This window comes from Cylindrospermopsis curvispora GIHE-G1 (assembly GCF_014489415.1).
GTDB lineage: Bacteria > Cyanobacteriota > Cyanobacteriia > Cyanobacteriales > Nostocaceae > Raphidiopsis > Raphidiopsis curvispora_A.
Genome location: NZ_CP060822.1, coordinates 2337166 through 2358380, shown reverse-complemented (window position 1 = coordinate 2358380; position 21215 = coordinate 2337166). Strand labels below are relative to the sequence as shown.

General features: G+C 39.9%; 18 protein-coding genes and 2 pseudogenes. 10 read left to right on the top strand and 10 right to left on the bottom strand.

The window, feature by feature from the left end:
• Nucleotides 1–132: 132 nt before the first annotated feature.
• Nucleotides 133–492: pseudogene (tnpA, locus tag IAR63_RS10495) on the top strand (IS200/IS605 family transposase).
• A 279-nt stretch (nt 493–771) separates the two neighbouring features.
• Here the strand turns inward: tnpA and IAR63_RS10485 are convergent.
• Nucleotides 772–1440 carry a glutathione S-transferase family protein gene (locus IAR63_RS10485; RefSeq protein ID WP_187705235.1) on the bottom strand — a complete coding sequence of 223 codons (669 nt, stop codon included), beginning with the start codon at nt 1438–1440 and terminating at the stop codon, nt 772–774.
• A gap of 210 nt (nt 1441–1650) precedes the next feature.
• On the opposite strand from IAR63_RS10485, the gene IAR63_RS10480 reads away from it, so the two are divergent.
• The 8 genes and pseudogenes from IAR63_RS10480 to IAR63_RS10445 all read left to right on the top strand — a co-directional run bounded on the left by IAR63_RS10480 (nt 1651) and on the right by IAR63_RS10445 (nt 8373).
• Entirely contained in the window at nt 1651–2430 is a 780-nt protein-coding gene (locus tag IAR63_RS10480; RefSeq protein ID WP_096547247.1) for a sulfite exporter TauE/SafE family protein, read from the top strand.
• Nucleotides 2431–2583: 153 nt separating this feature from the next.
• Nucleotides 2584–3240 (top strand): class I SAM-dependent methyltransferase family protein, encoded by a 657-nt coding sequence (locus IAR63_RS10475; protein WP_187705234.1) that lies wholly within the window; start codon nt 2584–2586, stop codon nt 3238–3240.
• A 2-nt stretch (nt 3241–3242) separates the two neighbouring features.
• A pseudogene (locus tag IAR63_RS10470) lies at nt 3243–3563 on the top strand (glutathione S-transferase N-terminal domain-containing protein); the annotation flags it as partial.
• Between the two features lie 109 nt (nt 3564–3672).
• Nucleotides 3673–3957: an SDR family oxidoreductase gene (locus IAR63_RS10465; protein ID WP_235678235.1), complete on the top strand. Its 285-nt coding sequence runs from the start codon at nt 3673–3675 to the stop codon at nt 3955–3957.
• A gap of 317 nt (nt 3958–4274) precedes the next feature.
• Nucleotides 4275–5318, top strand: a complete 1044-nt coding sequence (locus IAR63_RS10460; protein ID WP_187705233.1) for an NADP(H)-dependent aldo-keto reductase — start codon at nt 4275–4277, stop codon at nt 5316–5318.
• Between the two features lie 46 nt (nt 5319–5364).
• The gene (locus IAR63_RS10455) at nt 5365–6966 is read left to right on the top strand and encodes an FAD-dependent oxidoreductase (RefSeq protein ID WP_187705232.1); all 1602 of its coding nucleotides are present in this window, start codon (nt 5365–5367) and stop codon (nt 6964–6966) included.
• A 114-nt stretch (nt 6967–7080) separates the two neighbouring features.
• Complete coding sequence (locus IAR63_RS10450) at nt 7081–7407, top strand: 4Fe-4S dicluster domain-containing protein (protein WP_006278089.1); 327 nt, start codon at nt 7081–7083, stop codon at nt 7405–7407.
• A gap of 12 nt (nt 7408–7419) precedes the next feature.
• On the top strand, nt 7420–8373 hold the full coding sequence (locus IAR63_RS10445; RefSeq protein ID WP_187705231.1) for a D-2-hydroxyacid dehydrogenase: 954 nt from the start codon (nt 7420–7422) through the stop codon (nt 8371–8373).
• 133 nt (nt 8374–8506) lie between these two features.
• Here IAR63_RS10445 and IAR63_RS10440 read toward each other — a convergent pair whose 3' ends face one another.
• The 5 genes from IAR63_RS10440 to IAR63_RS10420 all read right to left on the bottom strand — a co-directional run bounded on the left by IAR63_RS10440 (nt 8507) and on the right by IAR63_RS10420 (nt 13298).
• Nucleotides 8507–9328: an NADPH-dependent oxidoreductase gene (locus IAR63_RS10440; RefSeq protein ID WP_096547234.1), complete on the bottom strand. Its 822-nt coding sequence runs from the start codon at nt 9326–9328 to the stop codon at nt 8507–8509.
• 156 nt (nt 9329–9484) lie between these two features.
• On the bottom strand, nt 9485–10366 hold the full coding sequence (locus IAR63_RS10435; RefSeq protein ID WP_187705230.1) for an ABC transporter permease: 882 nt from the start codon (nt 10364–10366) through the stop codon (nt 9485–9487).
• A 13-nt stretch (nt 10367–10379) separates the two neighbouring features.
• The gene (locus IAR63_RS10430) at nt 10380–11159 is read right to left on the bottom strand and encodes an ABC transporter ATP-binding protein (RefSeq protein ID WP_096547230.1); all 780 of its coding nucleotides are present in this window, start codon (nt 11157–11159) and stop codon (nt 10380–10382) included.
• A gap of 75 nt (nt 11160–11234) precedes the next feature.
• On the bottom strand, nt 11235–12269 hold the full coding sequence (locus tag IAR63_RS10425; protein ID WP_006278084.1) for an ABC transporter substrate-binding protein: 1035 nt from the start codon (nt 12267–12269) through the stop codon (nt 11235–11237).
• 120 nt (nt 12270–12389) lie between these two features.
• Nucleotides 12390–13298, bottom strand: coding sequence for an ABC transporter substrate-binding protein (locus tag IAR63_RS10420; RefSeq protein ID WP_235678234.1), 909 nt, complete (start codon nt 13296–13298; stop codon nt 12390–12392).
• A 342-nt stretch (nt 13299–13640) separates the two neighbouring features.
• On the opposite strand from IAR63_RS10420, the gene IAR63_RS10415 reads away from it, so the two are divergent.
• On the top strand, nt 13641–15350 hold the full coding sequence (locus IAR63_RS10415) for an iron uptake porin (RefSeq protein WP_231922578.1): 1710 nt from the start codon (nt 13641–13643) through the stop codon (nt 15348–15350).
• A gap of 94 nt (nt 15351–15444) precedes the next feature.
• Here IAR63_RS10415 and IAR63_RS10410 read toward each other — a convergent pair whose 3' ends face one another.
• The 4 genes from IAR63_RS10410 to IAR63_RS10395 all read right to left on the bottom strand — a co-directional run bounded on the left by IAR63_RS10410 (nt 15445) and on the right by IAR63_RS10395 (nt 21104).
• Nucleotides 15445–17226 (bottom strand): vanadium-dependent haloperoxidase, encoded by a 1782-nt coding sequence (locus tag IAR63_RS10410; RefSeq protein WP_187705229.1) that lies wholly within the window; start codon nt 17224–17226, stop codon nt 15445–15447.
• Nucleotides 17227–17361: 135 nt separating this feature from the next.
• Complete coding sequence (locus tag IAR63_RS10405) at nt 17362–18405, bottom strand: aliphatic sulfonate ABC transporter substrate-binding protein (RefSeq protein ID WP_187705228.1); 1044 nt, start codon at nt 18403–18405, stop codon at nt 17362–17364.
• On the bottom strand, nt 18402–19352 hold the full coding sequence (locus IAR63_RS10400) for a TauD/TfdA dioxygenase family protein (protein ID WP_187705227.1): 951 nt from the start codon (nt 19350–19352) through the stop codon (nt 18402–18404). Before IAR63_RS10400 ends, IAR63_RS10405 begins: the two co-directional genes overlap by 4 nt.
• A 447-nt stretch (nt 19353–19799) precedes the next feature.
• Nucleotides 19800–21104, bottom strand: coding sequence for a sulfatase-like hydrolase/transferase (locus tag IAR63_RS10395; protein WP_006278078.1), 1305 nt, complete (start codon nt 21102–21104; stop codon nt 19800–19802).
• Nucleotides 21105–21215 lie beyond the last annotated feature (111 nt).

Sequence of the window (21215 nt, the reverse complement as noted above, 5' to 3'; positions counted from 1 at the left end):
ATGGCTGTTATTGATTTATCGGACTTGATAAGAACTTGTTGGCATCCGTACATTGTTCGACCTTCAATGTTTGTTGATTTCAAAAGTATAGTTGAGATATGATTTACTTGTCAATAGCAGCCACAAAACAATATGAAGACAACACTGGAATACAGAATAGGAAATCACTCAAAAGGTAATGCAGTAGTGCATCTTGTATGGATACCTAAACGCCTTCGACAGATAATTTACGAACTAGCCAAAGAAAAAGACTGGGATATCCTCGCTCTTGAGGTTGCTCCATGTTCATTTATTTGTAGAACATCAACCAGATGTTGCTATAAATCAAGTGGTTAAAGCTTTTAAAGGACGGTCATCTTGCTTGTTAAGACGAAAATTTCCTGAATTACTTAAACTTCCTAGCCTATGGACTAATAGTTATTTTTATTCCACTGCTGGACAGGTTTCAGCAGATGTTATTAAAAGGTATATTGAAGTCCGCATCACGGTTAAATATCAAGGCGAATAAATTCGCCGTTGGCACTTCCTGTCTAAAGCCAAGTGGCTTCCGTGCCTTTCGGCGATTTTCTTGTGATATCTCTTTCACAACATCAGAATTGTCCGCTCCCATTTCAAAACGACCTCCCCTAATTAGTACCATCTCTTCAGGACATACATTGATGTTAGCGGTAGATGAACCAATCTCTAGTCCACCAACCCATAACCAAATGGTTAATATAAATGACAGCACAAATTTCTGAATTAGCGATCGCTTATCTTCCAATACGGTTCTCATTTCAATGCAGTTGTTAGCCCTAATATGTGAGCAAATCTATTTAGGTAAAAATCTGTAGGGTTAGCAACCTGTTGAATGGATTCCCGACGACGCAGGTTTTCCCACCATTCCCTAAGGCCAGGAGTTTCTTCTGGAAGGTAAAAATTACGAAATCTTTCTAAAACTGGTAATCTTTCAAACCAAGGATAAAAGCTGATATCTACTAAGCTCAAGTTTTCTCCCAACCAGTAAGGTCCGTTTGATAATTTACCCAATCCTTTTTGCTCAATGTACAATAGGGATTCTAAAAATTCTTTACGCCCCTGTTCTTGTTCTTGACTGTCTTTACCTCGTAATAACTTATTAAAAGCTGGTACAAGTCTGGTATTAGCGTAATCAATCCAAATTCTTGCTACAGCTTTTGCACCTAGATCTTTTGGTAAGAGAGCTGGTTCGGGGAATACCTCTTCCAAATATTCATTGATAATAGCTGATTCATAAATTTCTATTTCTCCATGCTTAATAGCAGGTACTTTTCCATAAGCGGAAATTTGAGTGAAGGTTTCTGGTTTATTCTGTAAATCGATTTCAATTCCTGTAAAGTTGATTCCTTTTTCCAGTAGTACAACGCGAGTTCGTTGAGAAAAAGTAGATCCTTTAGCAAAATACAGTTGTAGATTGGTCATTTGGTTCTTCTGTTGTAATTTAGATTAAAATACGGTATATCAGTCGAATTGCAGTATTATTGGATTATTTCATACTTCCGTTGAAAAAACAAGTGTTCATGTCAGGATTTTTGCCAAAACTAAATTTTTTACCCCCAGAGGACTTGAAAATATGGCAAAGTATGGTGTTTCAGTGTTATGGGTCCTAATTCCTAATATTTAACCGAGTCAATGCTACAAAATTTCAATCTTTTTCATAACTTCCTTTTGTTTGCTACTTCCTTTATTGCCGGTTCGCTAAATGCTGTAGCAGGAGGTGGTAGTTTTATTACCTTTCCCACCCTCATATTTGTTGGCATATCTCCAATCACTGCTAATGCCAGTAACAACACTGCCCTATGGATTGCTTCTATGGCTAGTGCAGGCGCCTATAGACGTAATCTACACATACCAAGAAAACAATTTTTAGTTCTATGTCTTACTAGTTTAATCGGAGGAGTAATTGGATCTGTAATTTTGTTATATACATCACCCAGTGTTTTTAAAAAACTACTACCTTATCTATTACTATCAGCCACACTAGTTTTCACCTTTAATAATGTATTGCAAAAATGGTTACAAATTCAAGGTCAAAAACCCTTAGATGCTCCAACTGCGCCTTTGTGGGTCCTGGTAATTGCCCAACTAGCAATTTCCATTTACGGTGGTTTTTTTGGTGCAGGTCTGGGGATTTTAATGTTAGCAACTTTAAGTTTTCTAGGTATTAAAAATATTCATTCCATGAATGCTTTTAAAGCCTTCCTCGGTAGTTGTATTAATGGCATTGCCATCCTTCCATTTATGTATGCAGGTATCATTGCTTGGAATCAAACTATACTAATGGCTATCGGCGGTTCCTTGGGTGGTTATTTATCTGCCCATTACGCTTATAAGTTAAAACCTAGCTTTGTCAAAACAATTGTCATCATTACTGGTTTTAGTATGACCACTTACTTTTTTATTTATAGGTAACATGGTTTTTGTAGTTATCAATACTTGATCTGGATAAGATTTTTGTGTTATTGTCCAGTTGCTTTTAAAATACTGCGATCTGATGAAGATTTGATCTAAAGATCAAACTAATAAAAACCAAAACCTAGTGTTGAGTGAAGGGAAATATCTTTTATGCCCAAGGACTGGTTTGAATGGCACAACCTTTATAATACCGAGCCCAGATTGCAACAACGACTGGAAATAGTGAGGAATTACATTGCATACAGCTTAGACAATTCACCAGCTGGTGAAATTAAAATAATAAGTGTTTGTGCTGGTGATGGTAGAGATTTGTTAGGAACTTTGAGTAAACATCTTCGTCGACAAGATGTGCATGCTAGACTAATCGAGATAAATCCTCTGCTAGTTAATCAGGGGCGTGAAAATTTAGAGTCATTAGGATTAACAAAGCAAATAGAGTTCATTAATGACGATGCAACTAACTCTGCAAACTATAAAAATGCAGTACCAGCGGACATTGTAATTGTATGTGGAGTGTTTGGTAATCTTGCCAATGACACTGAACTAAATCGGCTATTAAAGAATCTTAGATTTCTTAGTAAAAAGGGTGGTTTTGTTCTATGGACTCGTAGTCATTTTCAAGGCATTGCTCACTCAGAAACCGTACGTAAATATTTCAGTGAATTGGGATTCAAAGAAATTAATTTTCAGCTCACTGCTACAGGTGATATGGGAGTTGGTATACATCAATATCTTGATGACAATCTAGCTATCCCAGAAGAAGAAACCCTATTTGTATTTTCTGGCATTCCAGAAAAAGCGAGGTAAAAATGTCTGCTATTACAATACCCAGTTGGCAACAACTATTAGAAACTGCTCGAGTACATACTCCAGCACGGCGAACTAAAAGACCTGGACAAAATCCCTCAACTGCACCTATTTCCAGTGGTTGGGATAAACTACCACCTGATAGTAAACCACCGATTTTAGTTTATCGTGACACAAATTCTTGGTGTCCTTTTTGTGAAAGGGTGTGGTTGGCTTTGGAAGAAAAAGAAATACCATTTGTTACAGAATTTATCGATTTAAGTAATAAGCCAAAATGGTACACCGATTTAGTTCCTACCACTCTTGTGCCTGCTGCTGAAATAATCGTATTTGCGCGCCACGAGATATGAGCGCCGGAGCTGCTACTGCATTAAGAGCAGCAGTGGATAAGGTATTGGCAGCTATTTATTAAATAGCCTGTGGAAATTGTTGTTGTTTTTTAATAAAGAACTGGCTCAAAACAATATTAGAATTAATGCCATTTCTCCCGGTTTAACTGACACCAGAAGGGCTAAGACTTTAGCACAACAAAATGCACAAAGTTTGGGAATTAGCGTGGAAGAGTATAATCTTCAAGCTGTAGAGGGAATTCCTTTGGGAAAAATAGTCCAACCAGATGAAATTGCCGCTTTGGCATTATTTTTAGTTTCTGACCTAGCTTCTTCAATCACCGGAACTGAAATTCAAGTTGATGGTGGTGCTACCCCAGGTGTTTAAATACTCCTTGTTGTCTATTCCAACTTTCTGTGATACCTTTATTTCATGGGTACTAACTACGGCAAATATATAGACTTATCGTAGTTCTTGATTATTTGAACAGATTGGTATTCTGTCTTAATTGCTGATCAATATTTCTCTAGGGGATTTGTGAGTAAAAGTTCTCCAAATGCACTGTGAACGCCAGTAACTCTAGGGACATTGAGAAGTCTAAATGCTTCTTAATGTAGATAAATTTCTATCTACAGTTTTTGATTTAAATGGTGTGCGTTCAATCGTTTTACTTTGCGTTAATTAAATCAGGATAATTAGTCAAAATGGTCAAATACAATCAATTGGGAGAAACCGACCTTCACGTTTCTGATATTTGTTTAGGAACTATGACCTATGGTCATCAAAATACCATTGCCCAAGCCCATGAGCAACTTGACTATGCTGTTGCCCAAGGGATAAATTTTATAGACACTGCGGAAATGTATCCCGTACCACCTCGTGGTGAAACTCAGGGTAAAACAGAAGCCTATATTGGTGAGTGGCTAAGGAAACAACAACGGGATAAGCTGATTATAGCCACAAAAATTGCTGGACCAGGTCGCCCTTTTAGCTGGTTACGGGGAGGGAATAATAGAGTTGATCGTCGGAACATTGAAGAAGCTATTGACCAAAGTCTTAAAAGATTGCAAACTGATTACATAGATTTGTATCAGATCCACTGGCCAGAACGGTACGTTCCTACCTTTGGTCAAACAGTATATAATCCTGATTTAGAAAGGGAAAGTGTTCCCATTGCTGAACAATTAGCAGTTTTGGCTGAAGCTATTCAAGCAGGTAAAATACGTTACATTGGTTTAAGTAACGAAACTCCTTGGGGAGTGACCGAATTTGTTCGCATTGCTAGAGAATTGAAACTCCCGCAAGTAGTTTCTATACAAAATGCCTACAATTTACTTAATCGTAACTTTGATTCTGCTTTGGCGGAAGTTTCCCGACATACTGGTGTTGGGTTATTGGCCTATAGTCCCCTAGCCTTTGGTTTTCTCACTGGTAAATACATAGGAAATCAGGAAGTACCAAATACGCGTATATCCCTATTTCCAGGCTTTGGACAGCGGTATTTAAAACCCAATGTTAGCGAAGCAGTAATTGCTTACGTAGGCATTGCTGAAAAGTATAATCTGAATCCTGCTCAACTAGCGATCGCCTTTGTGAGGAGTCGTTGGTTTGTGAAAAGCACAATTATTGGAGCGACAACCCTATCCCAGTTAAAAGAGAATATAGAGAGCGTGAACCTAGTATTAGAACCAGAGATTTTGCAAGAAATAGATACGGTGAATGTTCGTTATCCTCATCCAGCACCCTAATGGTGCGGGTCAAAAAAATCCCTTTAACCACAGGAGACAATTAATCATGAATCGAGAAACAAACACAAAACTCACTGCTGACGTACTAGTAATTGGTGGTGGTCCAGCTGGTGCTTGGGCAGCTTGGAGTGCAGCCAATTCAGGTGCTAAAGTAGTCTTAGTGGATAAAGGCTATTGTGGGACTAGTGGTTGCGCAGCAGCATCGGGAAATGGCGTGTGGTATGTACCACCAGAACCGGAGAGTAGGGAAGCAGCAATGGCTTCTAGAGAAGCTCTAGGAGGGTTTTTATCCCAGAGAGACTGGATGCACAGGGTATTGGAGCAAACTTATGCAAACGTCAACCAACTAGCGGAATGGGGATATCCTTTTCCCGTGGATGAAGAGGGTAGGCCCTATCGGCGCAGTCTTCAAGGTCCGGAATATATGCGCTTGATGAGACGAAAAATTAAGCAAGCAGGGGTGAAAATTTTAGACCACAGTCCAGCTCTCCAGCTATTAGTAGATTCAGAGGGAAGTGTTGCTGGAGCTGGAGGAATTAACCGTCAGAGCGGGGAAAAATGGGTAGTGCAATCTCATTCAGTAGTAATTGCTACAGGGGGTTGCGCGTTTTTAAGTAAAGCTCTAGGCTGTAACGTGCTCACGGGAGACGGGTATTTGATGGCCGCTGAAGTAGGTGCAGAAATGTCCGGGATGGAGTTTTCCAACGCCTATGGGATCGCGCCTGCATTTTCCTCCGTGACTAAAACCCTATTTTATAACTGGGCAACCTTCACCTACGAAGATGGTACACCCATACCTGGTGCTGGTTCTCAAAAAGGGCGTTCGGTAATTGCTCAAACCCTATTAACCCAACCAGTTTATGCCATCCTGGATAAAGCATCAGAAGAAATGCAAACAACCATGCGATTATCCCAGCCCAATTTCTTTCTACCATTTGATCGTGGAGGAATTGATCCCTTTACCCAAAGATTCCCTGTTACCTTACGTTTGGAGGGTACCGTGCGGGGTACGGGGGGCATCAGAATTACTGATTACACCTGTGCCACTTCCGTAGGAGGATTATATGCAGCTGGTGATGCAGCAACCCGGGAATTAATTTGTGGTGGTTTTACTGGTGGCGGTAGTCATAATGCTGCTTGGGCCCTATCTTCAGGATATTGGGCGGGAAAATCTGCTGCTGAATATGCTCAGGAGTCAGGGATATCAGTCAATCAAAGAAAAGTAGATTTTGTCGGTGGAGCTGGATTAACATCTGGTGGTGGTCAGCAAATCAATAGTGAAGAAATTATCCAAGCCACCCAAGCGGAGGTTTTTCCATACGACCGTAACTACTTCCGGAATGAAAAGGGACTAATAGGGTCACTGGAGAGACTAAATTCCCTGTGGAATGAAATTCGGGGTAGTAAGATAGCAGATAACAGTAACATTGTAAGGGTGAGAGAGGCGGTATCCATGGTGGCTACTGCCAGATGGATGTATAGCAGTGCTTTGGAGAGGAAAGAAACTCGAGGGATGCACAAACACCAGGACTATCCAGACTTAGATACTAACCAACAACACCATTTAGTTAGTGGAGGTTTGGATCGGGTTTGGGTGAAAAGTGTACCCATGAATCCAACCAGCACAAAGCAGCTAGTAACAGTTTAACTCAGTGTCAGCAGAAGTCCCCCAGTAAATCGGGGGAATTTCACTTAAATGTAAGCAAGTAAATGTTCAAGTTTATACACATTTATCAACAAACAACCCCTAAATAAATAGACTATGATTGAACTCATTAGTGAATCCGCATGTATACAGTGTAACATTTGTGTCAAAGTTTGTCCAACCAATGTGTTTGACAAAGTAGAGGAAGGGATACCGAAAATAGGTAGACAAAGTGACTGTCAAACCTGCTTCATGTGCGAATTATACTGTCCAGTAGATGCTTTATATGTTGCACCCGATGTGGAACCCCTGGGTAAGATAGATGAGCAGTCTTTAAAAGAAGCAGCTCTTTTAGGTAGTTATCGAAAAAACATTGGTTGGGGCCGGTCCTTGAGTAGCACTGCTAAAGAGGATAGTACATATCAATTATTAAAAAATATTTAGGGATGATTTACCGTGAAATTGATTCTACCAGTGGAAATAGCCAAAGATCTTGAACCAAAATTACCCGAGGGGAATGAATTTAGAGTAGTTAGGGTGGACCATGAGGGTAATTTAGATGGAGATACAACAGATGCGGAAGTTTACTTCAGTTGGTTCTATCTAAAACCAACAACCCTACATAGGGTATTAGATGCTGCACCCTTACTACGTTGGCATCATGCTCCAAATGCGGGTGTGAATCATATGTTGACCTCTAAATATTTGGAACGAGACTTAATTTTAACTAATGGAGCGGGGGTTCATGGTGTTCCCATTGCTGAGTTTGTGTTGACCTATATTTTAGCCCATGCCAAAAAATTCGGCGAATTTTACCAGCTACATAGTGAACAAAAATGGCAAAGAGGTTTAGCTCTTGAGGAGTTGACAGAAAAAACCTTATTAATCATTGGTGCGGGAGGAATTGGTCAAGAAATTGCCCTACGTGCCAAAGTGTTTGGCATGAAAGTTTTGGGCAGCTCTCTTTATCCCAGACCTTTGGCAAACTTTGATCAAGTAGTAGGTGCTAATGAATGGCAAGAACTTTTACCCCAGGCAGATTTTATAGTGATTGCCACACCATTAACTCCCGAAACTAAGGGAATGATTAATCTTGATGTTCTGCGGTTATTTCCTGCTCATTCCTACTTAATCAATATTGCCAGGGGAGCAATTGTTGATGAACCAGCACTTATTCACGCGCTGGAGAATAAATGGATCGTGGGAGCAGCTTTAGACACGGTCACCATTGAACCTTTACCAGCAGAGAGCCCTTTATGGAAAGTACCAAATTTGTTAATTACGCCTCATAATTCTGGTAATTCTCCCAAAACACAAGAGAGAACATTTGCTCTATTTCTTGATAATCTCAATCGATATATTCAAGGAGAACCTTTAAGGAATGTGGTAGATAAAACTGCTGGTTATTGATTATTCATGTAGGTGGGACTAAGTGGGTCAGCGGAGTTCTCTATAAGATTAACGTAGGTTGGGTTGAAGTATGAAACCCAACACCACGGGTCTCGTTACTCGACCCATCCTACAAATAATTGTGCCTCCCTACTTAGTAGAGTTGAAAACCGAGTTTTTGCAGAATTTTTTGTAAGTTTTGTCTACCTGACAAGGAGTCGGGTAGAGCAACCCTTTTAGCGGAATGTTCTGACCAATCACCAGGAACATTCATCTGCTGTGAATCGTAAAAATCCTTCATTACCTGGTTGTATAAATCAATTCCTTCGTTTTGAGATTCCAGTTGATAGGTTTCCCGATGTAATACGACGGACTGTGGTAGACGTGGTTTGACAGCTACATTTACAGCTGGGTCTGCATAGCCAACACACAGACCAAATACGGCTACAACATGAGGGGGCAAATTCAATAAATTTGCTACTTCTTCTGGTTTATTTCTGAGGGCACCGATATAGACAGTGCCTAATCCTAAAGATTCTGCTGCTATAACGGCATTTTGGGCTGCTAATGCAGCATCCAGAGCGGCCATGAGGAACATTTCTAGGTAGTCTAGTCCTTGATGAGGTAGTCCGCGAGAGTCAGCAATATGAGCTAATCTAGCTAAATCTGCTAACCAAACTAAAAATAAAGGACACTGACTAATATGGGTTTGATTGTTGGCTAATTGAGACAATTGTTGTTTACGATCTGCTTCTTCTACGGCTATAACACTCCAGGTTTGGAGATTAGAAGATGTAGAAGCTGATTGAGCTGCGGCAATTAAAATTTCTAAGGTTCCTGGTGGTAAGGTATTTCCTAAATATCCACGAATTGATCGATGAGATAATAGGGTGGACAAGGTTTCATTCCAAGGATGGTTTAAATCGAGGTTGCTATTTCCATAACGTTGATTTAGGAGTTCGTGTGCATTAGCCATATTTATGTGATATGTTGAACGGTATGAACAGTATGTACTATAATTCTATGAAATTCTATCAAGTTGTTGGGCTACATCCCACTTTTAACACAAAGTTTTTGAAAAAACAAGAATTTTTGAATCCCTTTGAATTTTTTCGATCTAAACCACAAAATTCTAAAGTTTTCCAGAGCTAGGTTGCCACCGTAATATGTATTTTTCCAGAACACGTATTCCCCAATCAAGAAAAACACTAATGGATGCTAAAACTACCAATATTGCCCAGGACTTATCAACATTTAAATTTCCCTGGGCCGCCATTAACATATAGCCTAGACCATGAGTTGATCCAATATACTCAGCAACTAAAGCCCCAACTAAAGCCATACCTAAACTGGTACGAATTCCTGCAATCACCCAACTAAGAACTGAGGGCAATACAACCATGTGTAGCATCTGCCAACGATTTGCTCCCATAACTTGAAAAGCGGCTATTAACTCAGGCTCAATAGTTTGAATCCCTTGATAGGTTGTAAAAAATATGGGAAAGAAAGCTGCTAGAGCTGCCAAGAGAACTTTTGAGAGCAAGCCAATTCCAAACCACACTATAAAGAAAGGAGCTAGAGCAATACGAGGTAAAGAATTAAATATCTGGACGTAAGGAAGAATAATTTTCGCTCCTGAGGGTGAATAAGCCAAAGCAATTCCCAGACTGATACCACCGATCATAGCTAAAGCTAATCCACTTATCGCTTCTTGGAAAGTAACAAAGGCATGCTGAAATATAATGCCTGCGGTTAATAAATCCCATAGTTCTTTGATAATTAAACTGGGTTTACCAACTAGTGCTGGCTCAATTAGCTGGGGTGTGTTGAATACTCCTGTACCAACCTGCCATAATACAAGAGTTATAACTAAGGGTACAAACTGTACTATTTTTTGCCTTAGCTTTGACCATAGTTGTATTTTAGTAAATTTGGGATTACTATGTTTACTGTCTTTTTGGGACGTAAAATTAGTTTGTTCAATTATTATGTTTTTATTGTCAGAAGTTTTCATATCTTAAATGTAACTATGTTTTGAAAAGTCCAATTCCTTGTTGTTTTAATACTTCAGCAGTTAACTCAGACCAAATCTCCCGTTGAATTTTGTTGAATCTTGAATCTGTACGAATGGTAGTTGCAGACCGGTCTCTGGGTAAATCAATTTTAAATTCCCTAACAATTTTACCTGGACGCGCACTTAATAAAAACACACGCTCGGAAAGTGCAATTGCTTCATCTAGGTCGTGAGTCACTAAAATAAATGTACAACCGGTGTCGCGCCACAATTGCAAGAATTCATCTTGTAATAATGCTCGTGTTTGAGCATCTAGACTGCTTAAAGGCTCATCAAGGAGTACTACATCTGGTTCATAAATTAAGGTGCGAATTAATAAAACTCTCTGCTGCATTCCTCCTGATAACTCACCAGGAAAACTATCTTCAAACCCCGACAGTCCGTATCTTTTCAGCATTGTTAAAGCTTTTTTCCTGGCCTGGTTTGGAGCCAAACCTCTAATTTCTAAGGGTGCAGTAACGTTATTAATTACTGTACGCCAAGGCAATAAAGTTTGCTTCTGAAACAGATAGCCAATTTGCTTAATATTGCTAGTCTTAAAACTGCCAGTTACCTCTGTAGAAGGATCAATTAATCCTGCGATTACATTAAGTAAGGTACTTTTACCGCAACCACTAGGACCAATCAAACTGATAAATTCACCAGGATTCACACTTAAGTTAATGTCATGTAGTGCTGGAATACGCCTATTTTTACTCCAATAGGAGATGCTGAGGTTCTGAGTCTTGATCATTGATTTTTGCTACTCATGAAAGAAACTGTGTTTGTTTGATGGAAGAACGGGAATGGTTGGGATTGCAAAACACAGCTAGGCCCTACGTCCTGCAAAGTTATCGAATACCCCTTGAGAATAGGGAACTATTTTTTTAATAATCCCCGTATTTAAAAATACTTGCTGATCCGCAAGATATGCGGCTTGGCTAATGGAAGCATTTCTAGGAACCGAACGCTTAAGTTCTGTACGAAGACCAGTGAGAATGGCATCCAAATTGGCAGAATCAAAACGCTTACCTACCACTTTCAATATTTCCTCGGGCGATGTTCGATGCATATATGCAAATGTTCGATTAACAACAGCAACTAACCGTTTCACAGATTCTGGTTTTTGAGATGTGACACGATCATGACTTAACCAAGCACGGGTCATTGCCTCCCTAGCACCAAAATACTTTTTATGTACATCTGGATCTAAGGCATTTAAGAGTTGAAAAACGGTTTTCTCTTTAAGTAGTCTATGAAGATCCGGTGCACCTGCGATCGCCGCATCTACTTGACGGGTTTTCAGTAGTGTATATGTAGAAGAGGTTGCGCTTTGGACATATTCAACATCTTTATCACTTAAACCATTCTGACGCAGGTATGTAATAAATACTGCCCAGCTCCAAGTCCCAACCTCTCCGGCGGAAACTCTTCTTCCTTTGAGGTCACTAACGCTCTTAATTTGAGAACGCAAATCCGAACTTACCACCAAGGAAGTGTCAACCAAATTACGACGGTTAGCTACAACATTTAAGGGAATTCCCTTAAGTCGAGAAACATATACATGTAAAGGAGCTTGAGCTGCAAAGTCTATTTCCCCTGCAATCAGGGCATCACGCATTTTTGATCCACTTTGGAAAGTAATTACTTGAGCATTCAGTCCAGCAGCATCAAAATAACCTAGATCTTCAGGAATCCAAACATCGATAGAATTAATCCCGCTTACCGCTCCCAATTTTACACTTATAGTTCCTCTATTTTCTTGACTAGCAGCAGGGTAAATAGTGCTATCCCAAGCAGTTTTAGCTACAGCTGCTGTTGTACCTAACAAAGAATACTTTAAAAAGTCTCTACGGTTTCTCATACGTTTTAGGAAAGATGTACATTGAAATTAAATTAATAGGTTCTATTCAAAAAAATATTCTCCTAGTAAGAATTGAATCTCCCGAATTGGGGAGGTTCAATGTTTAGGGAATAAGTAAAATCAGTTAGATACAAGAACCCGGTTATCAACGATCTGTTGGAAAGTAGCATTAGGCTGTATAAGCCCCCACTTAACCATCCAATTGTAGGTGCGTTGGAAGTCAGCTTCAGAGTATGGTGATGGATCTACATAACGCAGGCGATTGCGCCGAAAATCCCAAGGTTCCAGTTTGACAATTTCTTCAGATACATCATCTATGAGATATTTCGTGTAAGGAATAGGATCAGCCTGCAAATCCTTAACTGCTTGACGTATGGCCTTGTTGATAGCTTCAAAACTATCTACATCTAGGTCAGGACTCGCGATTTCTAGACCCACATAATGTGCCTCAGCAATAATTTTATACCCCAATTTTTCCGCCACAGTGATCCAAGGTTCCATCACTGCAACCGCATCAACTAATCCATCACGCAAGGCTACAAACCGATTAAATTGTTTATTTTTGGCATGTCCATCAATGTGTAAGACCTTAATTTCTTCTGGGGGGAGAAATCCTTCCAGAGTTTGAATGGCAATATAATGGGAGCCATGATGGAAATTAACTCCCACCGGTACATTAGCTAGATCCTGGGGGATATTATAGGGTGAATCTGGACGCACAATTATAGCTTGACTAGCTACTGCAGCTCGTTTAGCTATCACTTGCCCACCACGAGAGCTATCGTATGTACGACGTACCTGTCCCCACTCGCAGGCTCGATACAAACTACTTTGACCTTGTTCAAACGGGGATACACCACCAAAAGAGCTAACTTCATGATGATTATCAATCAGTCTGATGTTAGCTGGCTGATCACCATAATTGCGTTTAACAAACTCTATTTCTAATCCTAAGTCAGTAAAATAACCTTTTTCACGAGCGACATAGTAGGGTAACGAGAAGACTGTTCCACTAATTTCAGTTGTCACCTTCTTGAGTGGCAAGTTTATATTGCTCAAGGCACATGCTCCTTATCTTTAATCGTTACCTACAATACACAAATTTTTTTTAAAAAAAAGTCTTGGCCATAACAATTCTATTTGTATTTGAAAAAATTTTATGCTTATGGGGGATTAAATACTCTCACTCTCCTTAGTGAGAATACCTTGAAAGAAATTGTCACCTATTGAACTAGTAATTTTCCGATATGCTAACTTTTTGGAAAAAAGTATTAGTCAATACTTGTTTTTTCAAAATTCTATAATACCATTTACCATACTACTTTATCTTGATAGAGTTTTAGTAATTTACCGTAATAATTTATAAGCACCATGTCACCAATGCCTAAAGCCGTGTGGAACTACGGGCTATTTGTCTCAGCAATATCTAACGGATTCTTTCTTCTATCACTAACAGCTAATGCATCTGAAGTATCAAACGTATCTGATATACATGCAAAAGAGAAAATATCCTCAAATGGGGATAAAGCAATAACAATATCTGAAACCGATAAGTTATTATCCACCACACCTTCACAGCAAAATTCAACCAATCAGGGCAATCAGAATAATGAGCTGGCACAGGTTACTTCTGTTTCCCAGTTTTCTGATGTTCAGCCAACAGATTGGGTGTTTCAGGCTTTACAGTCCTTAGTCGAACGCTATAATGTGATTGGTGGTTATCCAGACGGTACGTTTAGAGGTAATCGGACTCTTACACGATATGAATTCGCATCCGCTTTAAATACTACATTGATCAGGATTGAAGAATTGATTGCTACCAGTACAGCAAACTCGGTTAGTCAAGAAGATTTAGCTACCTTAGACAAACTACAAAAGCAATTTGCCTCAGAACTAAGTATATTGAAAGGTAGAGTTGATAAGATAGAATCTCGCACTGCTAAAGTTGAAGCTAATAGTTTCTCGACAACTACTAAATTGGTAGGTGATGCCATATTAGTGGTTGGAGACACATTTGGTAAGCGCGCCAATACTACCACCCCTCTACCTAAAGATGAAACAAATACTTTCTTTGCTCATCGCACCAGATTAACTCTGCAAACCAGTTTTAACAGTAAGGATTTATTAGTTACTCAACTGGTAGCTAATGGAAATATTCCTAACTTGAATAGTAGTACAGGAACACACACAACCCGGTTTACCTTTGAACCTGTTACTACTGGTGGTGATGGAGTGTCCTTAGCCCAGTTACACTATCGCTTTCCTTTAGGGGGAAAGACCACTGTATGGGTAGGAACCGTAGGATTGCAACCAGCAGTTTTCACTCCTACATTAAATCCTTCTGTTGGTGGATTCAATGGAGCTCCTTCTCGATTTGCCACATTTAACCCCACTATTTACAGACCTGGTTTTGAGGGAGCTGGAGCTGCAATAAGTTATAAATTTAACAATCAAATTCAGTTAAATGCAGGATATATAGGTGATAATCTTAATGCAAGTAACCCGGGCGTGGGATTATTTACTGGTAGTTTCCTGTCACTAGCGCAATTAACAATATCTCCTAGTCGCCAAGCAGATATTGGACTGACTTATGTCCGTAAATACTATATTGCTGACAGCGGTCGTAACCTGACTGGTGGTACAGGTAGTGCTAATGCTTTTCGTCCCTTTGGTGATAAGCCTGCTTTTTCAGCTGACAACCTTGGTTTCCAATTCAACTGGAAAGCTAGTAGCAGATTTGCTTTGAGTGGATGGTTTGGCTATACAAAAGCACATCAAGAAAGTGGTGACAAAAATAATGCCACTATTATTAATGGTGCCTTAGCAACCACATTACTAGATTTAGGTAAAAAAGGGAACATAGGGGGATTTGTTATTGGCGTACCGCCAAAAGCTATTAGTAATACTATCGCAAATCGTCAGGACAATAGCACTTCCCTACATTTAGAGGCATTTTACACCCATCGCATCAATAACAATGTTAGCATTACCCCTGCAATTTATGTTATTGATAATCCAGATCACAGCAGTGCTAATGGTGCAATATGGGTAGGTAGTGTGCGTACTGGTATTACCTTCTAGGTTTGTACAAAAATTGTCCATAGTTAAAACATGGTTAAAATACTCCTACTTTCGTAGGAGTATTTTTGAGAGCTAGGAGTATGGCACAAATATACTACACAGTGATCTTACTGCCATCAAACTTGGTCAGGCTAAAACCTTCAAATTTCTCGTTGTAACCTAATCTCTCATCTCTGAGAATGGCGATAGCTACCGCCTCCCCTAGGGCTAAACCAGCAGACCCATCAGTGCGCCAGTGAATACCTCCATGACCGCGACCAAGAGTATAGTTGACTGCCAGTTTATTTAACTCCCCACCTACTGTTAAAGGTTCTCCAGTATAGGGAATAACTTTAGTGGGGTCGTTTGGATCGGGAACTACAGGATTGGGAATGACAAAATCCTCATCAAAATATGCCTTTAAAATTGTTGCATTAGCACCAGCAATAGCAGCTGCACCACCAACATAAGAGGTATGGATGGGAGATCCCTCAGGATAACCATGGGACAGTAAGTAAGAGCCAAATTTACTAAAACTTCTAGCCAAAGCCTTAGAATTGAGTATATCCCTGTGAATAGGATATTGGGTATTATTGACAATGTTGTTGTGAACCAATCCTCCGTATGCTTCTGGGCGTAAAGTGCGATGTACATAATACTTCTGATAGTATGCTACCCTGATGGCACGGGATGTACTCAAGCTTAGTAAAGCCTGCGCATGTCCAAGAGCGAAAGTTCCGTTACCACCCTGTTGGGTTTTTGACTTGACAAAAGGATTACCGGCATCAAGTGGCGCACCAATACCTCCACTAAGAGGATCTTTAGCATTCCTAGCACCACCCAGAATAAGGGAAGCGCCATAAAAAGAAGCACCGGGAGTATGGGAAAATTCTGACAAATCACGAATGGTAGATATATAACGCCGTACAGAATCAAATGTGGCTGGCTTAGGATCACCACCATTCTGAATATTTAACCATTCTTCATAATCAGTAAGAAAGTCATTTCCAGCTACAGTAGTTCGGATTACAGGAGGAATATACTGAACCCCCCATGGGATATTAAGTAGTATAAACTGAGAAATGTGAGGTCCAACTAAAACTCCAGGTGGAACAACATGTTTTGCCGTTCTACCTGACTTATCATTCTCATCAACATAGGTAACACTACCACGAAATAAACTTTGGGGAGTCACCCTACCATTTTCCTTAGGACCGGTAAAGGGATGTTTATTTAATTCCTCAACCGCAGCTAAAACCAGCGGATCATCAGTGTTGTTTTGTAATTTGTGAAAGGGCACATCTCGCAGCAAAGACTGCCAATAAAGTTCAATAGCTTCAGTAGCTCTTTCTCGACTAGCTAGAGTAAATGGTGGTGGTACTGATATTTGATCTGCACTGAGCCCCTCCAAACTAACCGCTAGGGGAGCTTGGGCATTAACTAATTTCCTAGTGCCACCCAAAATAACATTTTCAAAGTCATCGTGGTTACCACTATTCCTGGCTTTAGTTAGTGATTCATAGGCTTTGAGATCGACCTCACCTAACTTGTTGTGAGGTAAACCTCTTGAGTCGGAGCCAATTTTATTGGGATACCTTTCTTCATCACCGTTGGTGGGATGAGGAGGAACGGGAAATTGTTGATTTGCTTTTGCCGCTGCTACGCGTATATTGTAGGATTTCTCCAACAACTTACCATATTTGACTTTAACATTTTGGGCCCGAACTGGACTTTGATTTCCTATCAAGGAAACACCTGATGCACCAGCTAGGAAACCACTAGCAGTTAGTAAACCACTGCGACTAATAAATGAACGCCTATTTAAACTCCTAGAGCGCTTGTCATTTTGAGCAGAAGGGTTCTCTGAATCTGGATAGGAATTATGATCTTGAGCCATAAAATTCTCCGTTTATACTGATAAATACTGAAATTGGGCGTTGAATTAAGGAGATCCAGCACTCAAGCTCTTAAGTGTTCTGGCTAAAGCTATGAATTCAGTAAAAACACCCTGTAATTTGGTAACGCCATTGATCTACTTCAAACGATCAGGCGTAATTGCCTTGGATAATTCAGGAGGAAGAGTTGCTTCCCGAACATCAATTTTGCGAGGGATAATTTTCTCCTTAAAGTAAAAATCAGCAACTTTTTGCTGTTCAGCAATAATTGCAGGTGTTAGTTTTCTTAACCTATATGTTCTTCTACGTGCTACAGTTTCCAGCACAGACTCATCTATCTTTAACTCAGGCGCAAAGGCCTTGGCTACATCCTTTGGATTTTTCTCCGCCCACTCCCCAACCTTATCCGCTTCTTCCAAAAATACTCGTACTAATTGAGTATTTTTGTTAATAAACTCCCGTCTACCTAAATAAAAACCACCTAAAGTATTAATTCTAGAGGCATTTCTTAGATTGCGAATGGGAATAGTCTTCTCTACTAAAGCTAAAAAGGGATCACCACCTACCCAAACTTCCACCTTATCTTGAACAAAGGCATCACGAGCTTCAGACGGTGTTAATCCAACCACTGTCACATCGGTAATCCTTAAACCGACCTCTGCTAAAGCTCTAGCGAGTAAATAATGTGCATTAGAACCCCTCTGAAAAGCAACCTTCTTACCTTTAATATCCTCCAGTCTTCTAATTGGGGAATTGGCCCTAACAACCACACCTTGTCCTAATCCCCTACTGGGCACACGTCCTGCAATATAGATTACTTCTGTGACTCCAGCAGCTTGGGAAAATATAGGTGGTGTTTCTCCTACATTACCAATATCTACCTTACCTGCATTCATAGCCTCTATTAATTGTGGTCCTGCAGGAAATGGTCCAACCCAATTGACTTTAACACCTAAAGCTTGGAACCGTGGCTCAACAACCTTTTTAACCTTGACAATATCTCCAGATGTTTGATAGGCTAAGTTAATGACCCGAGAGCTAAATCCCACTTTTTCTTGAGCTTGAGTTGGGTGGGAACTAGCACTTAAAAGCGAACTAGATAAAGCAAACAATCCCAAGATAGAATATTGAACAATACGTTTTAAAACCCCACTTTGTTGGGGGAGAAAAGGTATTTTCATACAGATGCGACCTGTTTATCTAAATTTTTGAACACAGTAGGCACTTGGGCGCTGAAAACTTCACCGTACAGAACCTCTGACCGATAACCATTAACTCCTACGGGAATATCACCAGTGATAGTAGTACGGTAAAGCAGACGCTCAACATCTACTTCATCTAAGTCTTGGGGAGCAAGGTGGGCGGTGGCACGATTGTCCCAAAATGCAATATCCCCATTATTCCATCTAAACCGGGTTGTGTAAGCAGGTTTGGTGATCTGATTAACAAATAACTTTAGTAACAACTTGCTTTCTTCTGGTGATACATCAACAATCCGTGACACGAAGCCAGGATTAATAAATAGCGCACGCTCACCAGTTTCAGGATGAACACGAACAACAGGATGAATGGAAGCCAAGGGATTAGTAGCAATTCGGTCTTCAAATTTCGAGTTTTTGGGCTGATAACCACCTCCATTGAATCTATGCTCAGCTCTCAATGTATCTGCCAGTGATCGTAATGGTTCTGATAGGCCTTGATATGCAGCTACTAAGTTAGTCCACTGAGTATCTCCACCGAATGCAGGAACATTAACAGCCCTAAGTATAGAAGCAGCTGGTGGATTAATAGCAGCTGTAACATCTGTGTGCCATGGCCCACCAGTACGAAACCCATATTGTTTTTCATATAACCTACGGTCAACTGGCTTAAGTTGTGGAAATCCGGGTACGGGTTCTGGTTCTCCTAAAGGATGGGCAAAAGTAACTTCCCCAAACCGGGATGTAAATTCTACTTGTCCCTTATGGTCGAGATTCTGTCCCCGGAAGAAAATTACTTTCCATTCAAGCAGTGCGCGGCGAATTTCTTCAACTGCTTCATCAATCAATGGTTGAGAGAGATCTATTCCTTCTATTTCAGCACCAATATAAGTACTGGTGGGTTTAACTTTAATATGCTCAAAACTCATTTTTAGTAACTCCTGGAAACTTTTTAACCTGAACAGATTTTCAGATTTCTGCAGACGAATTCATAAAAGCAGATACCTTTTAAATACTACTTACTAATCATTTGATTAGGTGATTGGAGTATATATAGCTTTTCGCGAAACACTCAGAATGGGGTGGATAGAAAAAGTCCTATTGGAACATCTTTCTCAATCCCTTAGGCCTACTTGCCAGTGGCTACAGCTATAAAATTGGTATCTCATATTTGAAATTTCAACTTTAGTTAAATTCTACACAAACCCCAGCAAAAAAAAAGCATTGATGATAACAATTATATTTTTTTATTGGGAAATTTTTTTAATCAATTCCTCCTTGAGAATGGGAAATTTGAATAAGGGCGAGGTAGTTTTCTTAGCTTGTAGGCGGGATCCAATTCACTATTATTTTTCCTGCCATATCTCCTCCATCAGTTAATAAGGCTCTAGTTCCGATTCCCACAGTTGGTATTTGGATCTCAGTTCGGCAAATATCTCTCTATGTTCTAGTTTGAGATTGATGAGTTCTTGTTGATCATTGGCTAGGTTAAAAAGATGTTCATTTTCTCCAATTTTTAAGTACTTCCAATTTTCACTACGAACGGCACCTTGCCTGACCCTTGGAGGTAATCCCAGTCTATTATTACCTTTGTACCTCCAAAATAAAACTCGGTCATAGGTGGGGATTTCATTTTGGATTACGGGCAGCAAATCCTCTCCGTCTAATGGATAATCAGGGTTAGTATTGGTCTTTGTAGCTGCTAAAATTGTAGCTGTAATATCATGGGTAATAATTACCTGATCGCTGATTTGATTTGGTGCAATAACCCCGCTCCATCTAATTAATGTAGGTACTCTAATACCACCTTCGTATAAGTTCCCTTTTTTACCTTGAAAAAGACCGAAATTAGAGAATCTCTCTCCCCCGTTGTCGCTAGCAAAAATTACGATCGTGCGATTGGCTATTCCTACATCTTCTAATGCCTGTAGCACTTTACCCACACCGTTATCTAAACTTTGCACAACTGCTTTATAGGATTCTTTTGTTCCTGTATTGATCCAATTCTCTAAATTATCTCTCCCAATCAAATCGTTACTAAGTTCCACATCTTCCGGTCCTTGCCATGGCCAGTGGGGTGCTGTGTAATGTAAACTCAGGTAAAATGGATTTACATGAGGACCTTTGATGAAGTCAACCGCACGTTCTGTAAATATGTCGGTCACATAACCAATTTTTTCAATTGGTGTATCAGCTTCCCAAAGGTCAGGTTTCCCATTGGTATCTACGTGACGAAAGTAATCTATTGCTCCACTAAAATTACCGAAAAATTTGTTAAATCCACTTTTTAACGGGCTATATCTGGGTAAGTAACCACAATGCCATTTTCCCACCAGGACCGTTTCATACCCATTGTCCCTCAGTAAAGATGCTATGGTTGGATGTTCTGGTGGTAGTCCAACACTATCCCCTATTTGTTGAAAGCTCAGCAATGGCTCATAATTACCAATTGCTAACCTTCCTGGATAACGACCAGTAAAAAACCCAATTCTTGTCGGTGTACAAACCGGTGAATCTGAATAAGCTTGATTAAAACGTATCCCGTCCCTTGCTAGTTGATCCAAATAGGGAGTTTGATAGTTCTTTTGCCCATCAATACTCAGATCACCCCAACCTAGGTCATCGGCCAATATGAAGACTATATTAGGACGCTCTTTAGCAGGAAAGTCTGTAGCACCCATCTTTAATTCGTCTAGTATAGTAGTAATTTAACCCTATTTACTACAATAAAAATATCGATTTACCGTAGTTGACACTATGATACAAAAATTTTTTAAAAAATCAAGTATTGT